Annotated in this window: 3 protein-coding genes; all 3 read left to right on the forward strand. The window is 61.3% G+C overall.

What is annotated here, in order from left to right; all coding sequences use genetic code 11:
- Positions 1-367 precede the first annotated feature (367 nt).
- Positions 368-1336, forward strand: coding sequence for a malate dehydrogenase (mdh, locus tag ENZ75_RS27065; protein WP_013528846.1), 969 nt, complete (start codon positions 368-370; stop codon positions 1334-1336).
- A 43-nt stretch (positions 1337-1379) separates the two neighbouring features.
- Positions 1380-2573, forward strand: a complete 1194-nt coding sequence (sucC, locus tag ENZ75_RS27070; protein WP_024504973.1) for an ADP-forming succinate--CoA ligase subunit beta — start codon at positions 1380-1382, stop codon at positions 2571-2573.
- Positions 2574-2577: 4 nt separating this feature from the next.
- On the forward strand, positions 2578-2915 hold a 338-nt coding region (locus ENZ75_RS27075; RefSeq protein WP_164888030.1), incomplete at its 3' end, for a cupin domain-containing protein.

Below are 2915 nucleotides of genomic sequence, written 5' to 3' on the forward strand. Positions count from 1 at the left end.
TTTCCAGGGAATGCATCGGTAGCGATCCTTTGCCCCTCTCTGTCATGCCAACGTCTACAACTCGAACCTCCTCGGCCACCCGCATCACAAGGGCGTCATTACCCGCATTCAGCCTTACGATTTCCATCTTCGTCGGTTATTTCCTCCCAAGTCGGCTTACAAACTTTGACGTTTACGTAAATCCCAAATGATCTAACCGATTGAAAACACTGACGCCAAAATAATCGTTTGAATTTTTTCCGTGCCGGGGCTATTGGGTGCGGCGAAAATTCGCGGTTCCCCGCAGCATTCCGGCCTCTTCTTCGACGCCGCCATCAAGTCACAGAGATTTGAGACGTCGTCACCGACAAAGGGAAAACATCCTCACATGGCACGCAACAAGATAGCGCTTATCGGCTCTGGCATGATCGGCGGCACGCTCGCTCACATGATCGGCCTCAAGGACCTCGGCGACGTGGTGCTGTTCGATATTGCCGAAGGTATCCCGCAGGGCAAGGGGCTCGATATCGCGCAGTCGTCGCCTGTCGATGGCTTCGACTCCAGGCTCACCGGCATCAACGACTATGCCGGCATCGAAGGCGCCGACGTCTGTATCGTCACCGCCGGCGTGCCGCGCAAGCCCGGCATGAGCCGCGACGACCTTCTGGGCATCAACCTTAAGGTCATGGAGCAGGTCGGCGCCGGGCTGAAGAAGTATGCGCCGAAGGCTTTCGTCATCTGCATCACAAACCCGCTCGACGCCATGGTGTGGGCGCTGCAGAAGTTCTCAGGCCTGCCCAACAGCCACGTCGTCGGCATGGCCGGCGTGCTCGACAGCGCGCGCTTCCGCTATTTCCTGGCCGAGGAATTCAAGGTCTCGGTCGAGGACGTCACCGCCTTCGTGCTCGGCGGCCACGGCGATTCCATGGTGCCGATGATCCGCTACTCGACGGTATCGGGCATTCCGCTGCCCGACCTCATCAAGATGGGCTGGACCTCGAAGGAGAAGCTCGACCAGATCGTGCAGCGCACCCGCGACGGCGGCGCCGAGATCGTCGGCCTGCTCAAGACCGGCTCGGCCTATTACGCGCCGGCCGCTTCGGCGATCTCGATGGCCGAAGCCTATCTCAAGGACAAGAAGCGCGTGCTGCCCTGTGCGGCGTATCTCTCCGGCCAGTATGGCGTCAAGAATACCTATGTCGGCGTTCCCGTGGTGATCGGCGCCGGCGGCGTCGAGCGCATCATCGAGATCGAGCTCAACAAGAGCGAGCAGAAGATGTTCGACTCCTCCGTGGCGACGGTGCAGGGCCTGACCGAGGCCTGCGTCAAGATCGCGCCGCAACTCGCCTCCAAATGAATCTCCAGTAAGTGAACCCCCAGTCGATCCGGAGACCATACAGATGAACATCCATGAGTATCAGGGCAAGGCACTGCTGAAGTCGTTCGGCGCGCCGGTGGCCGAAGGCGTGCCGGTGTTCAAGGCGAGCGAAGCGGAAGCCGCCGCCAAGGCGCTGCCGGGCCCGCTCTATGTGGTGAAGAGCCAGATCCATGCCGGCGGCCGCGGCAAGGGCAAATTCACCGAGCTCGGCCCGGACGCCAAGGGCGGCGTGCGGCTGGCGAAATCGGTGGCCGATGTCGTCGCCAACGCCAACGAGATGCTGGGCAACACTCTGGTGACCAAGCAGACCGGCCCGGCCGGCAAGCAGGTCAACCGCCTCTATATCGAAGACGGCGCCGACATCGAACGCGAGCTCTATCTGTCGATCCTGGTCGACCGTTCGGTCGGCCGCATTGCCTTCGTCGTCTCGACCGAGGGCGGCATGGACATCGAGGCGGTCGCGCATGACACGCCGGAAAAGATCATCACCGTCGCCATCGACCCGGAAAAAGGTGTCACTTCAGCCGACCTGAAGGCGCTCAACGGCGCGCTCAAGCTCGACGGCGATGCGGCCAAGGACGGCGATACGCTGTTCCCGATCCTCTACAAGGCCTTCGTCGAGAAGGACATGAGCCTGCTCGAGGTCAATCCGCTGATCGTCATGAAGAACGGCCGGCTGCGCGTGCTCGACGCAAAAGTGTCGTTCGACAACAACGCGCTGTTCCGTCACCCCGACGTGCTCGAACTGCGCGACACCACCGAAGAGGACGAGAAGGAAATCGAGGCGTCGAAATACGACCTCGCCTATGTCGCGCTCGACGGCAATATCGGCTGCATGGTCAACGGCGCCGGCCTTGCCATGGCGACGATGGACATCATCAAGCTCTATGGCGCCGAACCCGCCAACTTCCTCGATGTCGGCGGCGGTGCGTCCAAGGAAAAAGTGACGGCGGCGTTCAAGATCATCACCAGGGATCCGGCGGTCAAGGGCATCCTGATCAACATCTTCGGCGGCATCATGAAGTGCGACATCATTGCCGAGGGCGTCATTGCCGCGGTCAAGGAAGTCGGCCTGGAAGTGCCGCTGGTGGTGCGCCTGGAAGGCACCAATGCCGAGCTGGGCAAGAAGATCATCAACGACAGCGGCCTGAACGTGGTGTCGGCCGACGATCTCGACGATGCAGCCAAGAAGATCGTGGCGGCGGTGAAGGGCTGATCTGGTGCCTCCGCATAAGATAAACCTGGTCGAGGCTGCGGATCAAAAGATCAAGAAGGTCTTCGATCCGCATATCGCCGGCGACGTCAACGACAGCCAGGCGAAGGTCGCCAAGTTCGGCGAGGTCTTCGATTGGCACGCGCATGACAATGAGGACGAAGCCTTCCTCGTGCTGCGTGGGCGTATTGCCATCGATTTCCGCGACGGCCCGGTCGAACTCGGCGAGGGCGATTTCATCGTCGTGCCGCGCGGCGTCGAACACCGGCCGCGCTCGCTCACCGTTGAGCCCGTGGTGCTGATGTTCGAGCCGGCAACGACGCTCAACACCGGCAACGCCAAGAG

The sequence above is a fragment of the Mesorhizobium sp. M7A.F.Ca.CA.002.04.1.1 genome (assembly GCF_004022805.1).
GTDB classification, from domain to species: domain Bacteria; phylum Pseudomonadota; class Alphaproteobacteria; order Rhizobiales; family Rhizobiaceae; genus Mesorhizobium; species Mesorhizobium ciceri.

Excerpts from the sequence above, each read along its gene's own strand:
- mdh (WP_013528846.1), top strand. The coding sequence starts at position 368 with ATGGCACGCAACAAGATAGCGCTTATCGGCTCTGGCATGATCGGCGGC.
- sucC (WP_024504973.1), top strand. The coding sequence starts at position 1,380 with ATGAACATCCATGAGTATCAGGGCAAGGCACTGCTGAAGTCGTTCGGC.